Source organism: Lacisediminihabitans sp., assembly GCF_036404185.1.
In the GTDB taxonomy this organism is placed as follows: Bacteria; Actinomycetota; Actinomycetes; order Actinomycetales; family Microbacteriaceae; genus Lacisediminihabitans.
Window position 1 is genome coordinate 1 of record NZ_DASWPB010000123.1, and the last position, 4,400, is coordinate 4,400.

A 4,400-nucleotide genomic window follows, 5' to 3' on the forward strand; every position below is an offset into this window, starting at 1 on the left:
CTGCTCGGGACCGCGCTCACCGCGTTCCACCGGCGCGACGTGTAGCTCGCCGGTCCGAACATCCACTATCGGGTGGGCCCCGCGGGGCTCGAACCCGCGACCCGCGGATTAAAAGTCCGATGCTCTACCAACTGAGCTAGAGGCCCGCGTCTTAAATGTAGCGTGGATTGGGGATGCCGCGAGTGCGCGTGGCCCCTGGCTTAGGCTTGACCGGATGACTGACGAGTTCCACAAACCCACCAAGTTCTCCGGAGCGAAATTCGAGAGCCTCCAGGGCGGGGAAGACCCGGCCCAGATCAGCCGCGTCGCCCACGAGACCGCCCACGCCCTCGTCAGCAGGGTGCGCGAGAGCGAGGACGCCGAGGTGGTCGAGCGCGTGGTGGCATTCACCGACGAGCACGGCATCGATGCCGTCGCCGAGCTCTGGTCCCGGTCGAGCCCGCGCAGCCTGCCGGGCGCGCTGTGGCGCATCTACCTCATGCGGGCATTCGTCCGGCAGGACGCCGAGGGCACGAGCTTCCTCTATCAGCGCGGCAGCGAGGTCGCGACGACCATCGATCCGGTCGTCGCCGGTGCTACGGCACCCACGGGGCCGGCGGAGATCATGATTCTCGCCGATCAGATCCTTCGCGGGCTGTTCCAGGGCGACTTCGCCATCGCCCTCGACCGCGCGGCCGCCTTCTGCCGGGTGACGAGCATCGGATGCACAAGCGTCGCCGACGACGTGGAGCTGACCTCGCCGGATCGCGCATCCGAACTGACGACCAGGGCGCTGCGCCTGTCGCTGACCGCAACGGAGTTCGGCTCCTGTGCCCGGCTGTGGCGATCGGGCGCTCTCGATTGAATCCGGCGGCCTCGGGGTACAATTGTTGGCGGCTCGCAAGGGCCGCCGCCGGACCGCAGTAACCCCGGGCTCCACTATTAGCCGCTTCGAGCGGCCATGCGCCGAGAGGCGTTCTGCGGTTCGGCTTTTCCATGCCCGCCGCCGCCCGCCACACTCAACGTCGCGGTGTTTTGTCGTCGCCGCGGCCTATGTGTATGGGCGCGTGGTCGACGAAACACCGCGCGGTCCAAGAAACGGCGGCGGGTGCGGATGCCCGCGGGCGAAAAAGGCGGCGTGGGGATGCCCGAGCGCCGGTTATCCGAACTTGCCGGAGACGTAGTCCTCGGTGGCCTGCACGCTCGGCTTGGAGAACATGGTCGCCGTGTCGTTGTACTCGATGAGCCTGCCGGGCTTGCCGGTGCCGGCGATGTTGAAGAAGGCCGTGCGGTCGGAGACCCGGCTGGCCTGCTGCATGTTGTGGGTCACGATCACGATCGTGTAGTCCTGCTTGAGCTCCTCGATGAGGTCCTCGATGGCGAGGGTCGAGATCGGGTCGAGCGCGGAGCACGGCTCGTCCATGAGGACGACGTCGGGGGCGACGGCGATGGCCCGCGCGATGCAGAGACGCTGCTGCTGGCCGCCGGAGAGGCTCATGCCGGGCTTGTCGAGGCGGTCCTTGACCTCGTTCCACAGGTTCGCCCCCCGCAGGGACTGCTCGACGAGGGAGTCGCCGTCGGACTTGGACAGCTTGCGGTTGTTGAGCGTCACCCCGGCGAGAACGTTGTCGCGGATGGACATCGTCGGGAACGGGTTGGCCCTCTGGAACACCATGCCCACCTGGCGGCGCACCAGCACGGGGTCGACGCCGGGGCCGTAGAGGTTGTTGCCGTCGATCAGCACCTCACCCTCCACGTAGGCGCCGGGGATGACCTCGTGCATGCGGTTCAGGGTGCGGAGGAACGTCGACTTGCCGCAGCCGCTGGGACCGATGAGGGCGGTGACGGTGCGGGGCTCGATGGTGATCGAGACATCCTCCACGGCCAGAAAGTCTCCGTAGAAGACGTTGAGGTCGTTGACTTCGATGCGCTTTGACACAGTGTTTTTTGGTCCGTTCTCCGGTCGGTTACCTGGCACCCTTGGGGGCGAAGGCTCTGGCCACGATTCTGGCGATGAGGTTGAGGATGACGACGATGAGCACGAGCAGCAGCGCGGCTCCCCAGGCGGAGGCGTTCGATGCGGCGATGTCCTGACCGGGGAACTTGTACCCCGTGTAGGCGAGCACCGGCAGCGTCTGCATCGGGCCGCTGAACGGATTGGAGTTGAAGTTGTCGGTGAAGCTGGCGGCGATGAAGATGGGCGCCGTCTCGCCGATGACGCGCGCGATGGCGAGCATCACGCCGGTGATGATCCCGGCGATGGCGGTCGGCAGAACGATCTTGGTGATGGTGGAGTATCGGGAGACGCCCAGCGCAAAAGATGCCTCGCGCAGGTCGTGCGGGACGAGCCGCAGCATCTCCTCGCAGGAGCGCACCACGATCGGGATCATGAGCACCGAGAGCGCGACCGAGGCGGAGAAGCCGCTGAACGCCTTCGGGCCGACGAGCAGGGTGAACAACGAGAAGGCGAACAGGCCGGCGATGATCGAGGGGATGCCGGTCATCACGTCGACGAGGAAGGTGACGACCTTGGCCATCCACTGATTCGGACGCGCGTACTCCACCAGGTAGATCGAGGTGAGGATGCCGATGGGGATCGACATCAGGGCCGCTATCCCGGTGATCTCGAGCGTCCCGACGATCGCCTGCAGCGCTCCGGCCGTGATCGTGACCTTGAGGGTCGTCGGGTCGAAGACCGCGCCACCGGTCTGGGTGATGAAGCCCCAGTTGAGCTCGCCGATGCCCTTCATGGTGATGGTGACGAGCGTGGAGATGAGCGGTGCGATCGCGAGCAGGAAGGCGATGCTGACAAGGCTCCTGACGATGCGGTCCACCGCCTTGCGGCGGTTCTCGGCGATCGTGGACAGCGCGGCCAGCACGATCAGGTACACCACGAGGGAGAGGAAGATCCATCCGCCCCAGTTGAAGCCCATGAGCATCATGGCGCCGCCGGTGACGACGAGCGCGCCGGCGAGCACATAGAACTCGACGAATCGCGGCAGCTGCCCAGTGGTCAGGGAGTTGGCCATCGGTCCCTTCGAGGGGCGTCTGGCCTGCGAGTGCACGGTCGCGGTCACGCGGATGCTCCTTCCGAGGTGTCGGCGATCGATGAGACGCCGGAGACGCCGGAGACGCCCGCGACGCCGGTGGCCGCTGCCATCGGAACCGCCGTGGCCGCTTCCACGGGCCGTTTGCGCTTCTTCTTCGTGCCGGCGTTGCCTGTCCGCGAGACGATGAGCCTGGCGACCATGTTCACGGCCAGCGAGATGACGAACAGCATGAGGCCGGTGCCGATGAGCGCCTCACGCTGCAGGGCGTTGGCGATGGGGAAGTTCAGGGCGATGTTCGCGGCGATCGTCTGCGAGTTGGCCCCCTCGGTGAGGAGCTTGATCGAGAAGCCGATCGAGGGCGAGATGATGAGCGCGATGGCCATGGTCTCACCGAGGGCGCGGCCGAGGCCGAGCAGGGTGGCGCTCACGACGCCGGAACGGGCGTATGGGAACACGGCGAGCCGGATCATCTCCCACTTCGTGGCGCCGAGGGCCAGCGCGGCCTCCTCGTGAAGCCGGGGGGTCTGCAGGAAGACCTCCCTGGTGATGGAGCTGATGATCGGCAGGATCATGACGGCGAGCACAACGGCTCCCGCGAGGATCGTCGACCCGGTGCTGGAGGCCTCGCCGGCGAAGATCGGGATCCAGCCGAGGTGGTGGTTCAGCCATCCGGTCAGGGGGAGCAGGAGGGGCCGGATGACGATGATGCCCCAGAGCCCGAAGACGATGGAGGGCACGGCGGCGAGCAGGTCGACGAGGTAGCCGAGCACCCCGGCGATACGGCGGGGGGCGTAGTGCGAGATGAAGAGGGCGATCCCGATGGCGATCGGTGCGCCGATCACGAGGGCGATGGCCGAGACCCAGATGGTTCCCCAGATGAGAGGACCGACGTAGGTCCAGAAGTTGGCGTAGCCGCCGGTGGGGCCGGTGGACAGGCTCGGGTCGCTCTTCCAATCCGCCGTGATGGCCGGGACGGCCTGCACGATGAGGAAGATCGCGACGGCCGCGAGGATGACCATGATGAAGGCCGCGGAGCCGAAGCTCAGTCCGAAGAAGATCCGGTCCGCGGGACGTGACTTAACGCGGGGAGTCCCCGCTCCCCTTCTGGGGGAGCGGGGACCTGTCGTCGTGCCACCAGCCGAATCGGCACCGTTTGCGACACCAGCACGCGGTCGAACAATTCCGTTAGCGCTCACTGGATTCTTTCTCGCAGACTGGGTGGCAGGGGAGGCATCCCTGATGCCACTGGTGGAAGGCTATTACTAGTTACTTGACGAGCGCCAGGCTGGCCTGGACCTTCTTGAGCATCGCGTCCGGGATCGGGGCGGAGCCGGCGTTGACGGAGGCGATCTTCTGGCCCTCGGTGCTGGC

The 4,400-nt window shown here is 66.6% G+C and carries 4 protein-coding genes and 1 tRNA gene; 1 reads left to right on the forward strand and 4 read right to left on the reverse strand.

What is annotated here, in order from left to right:
* Positions 1-73: 73 nt before the first annotated feature.
* A tRNA-Lys gene (locus VGC18_RS09065) sits at positions 74-146 on the reverse strand.
* Between the two features lie 68 nt (positions 147-214).
* Here VGC18_RS09065 and VGC18_RS09070 point away from each other — a divergent pair.
* The gene (locus VGC18_RS09070; protein WP_331096480.1) at positions 215-844 is read left to right on the forward strand and encodes a DNA-directed RNA polymerase subunit beta; all 630 of its coding nucleotides are present in this window, start codon (positions 215-217) and stop codon (positions 842-844) included.
* 294 nt (positions 845-1,138) lie between these two features.
* Here VGC18_RS09070 and pstB read toward each other — a convergent pair whose 3' ends face one another.
* The 3 genes from pstB to pstC are packed head-to-tail and all read right to left on the reverse strand — an operon-like array spanning position 1,139 to position 4,087.
* The gene (pstB, locus tag VGC18_RS09075) at positions 1,139-1,918 is read right to left on the reverse strand and encodes a phosphate ABC transporter ATP-binding protein PstB (RefSeq protein WP_331096482.1); all 780 of its coding nucleotides are present in this window, start codon (positions 1,916-1,918) and stop codon (positions 1,139-1,141) included.
* Between the two features lie 28 nt (positions 1,919-1,946).
* On the reverse strand, positions 1,947-3,008 hold the full coding sequence (gene pstA, locus VGC18_RS09080) for a phosphate ABC transporter permease PstA (RefSeq protein WP_331096484.1): 1,062 nt from the start codon (positions 3,006-3,008) through the stop codon (positions 1,947-1,949).
* A gap of 44 nt (positions 3,009-3,052) precedes the next feature.
* On the reverse strand, positions 3,053-4,087 hold the full coding sequence (gene pstC / locus VGC18_RS09085) for a phosphate ABC transporter permease subunit PstC (protein ID WP_331096486.1): 1,035 nt from the start codon (positions 4,085-4,087) through the stop codon (positions 3,053-3,055).
* Positions 4,088-4,400: the final 313 nt, after the last annotated feature.

Excerpts from the sequence above, each read along its gene's own strand:
- VGC18_RS09070 (WP_331096480.1), top strand. The coding sequence starts at position 215 with ATGACTGACGAGTTCCACAAACCCACCAAGTTCTCCGGAGCGAAATTC.
- pstA (WP_331096484.1), bottom strand. The coding sequence starts at position 3,008 with ATGGCCAACTCCCTGACCACTGGGCAGCTGCCGCGATTCGTCGAGTTC.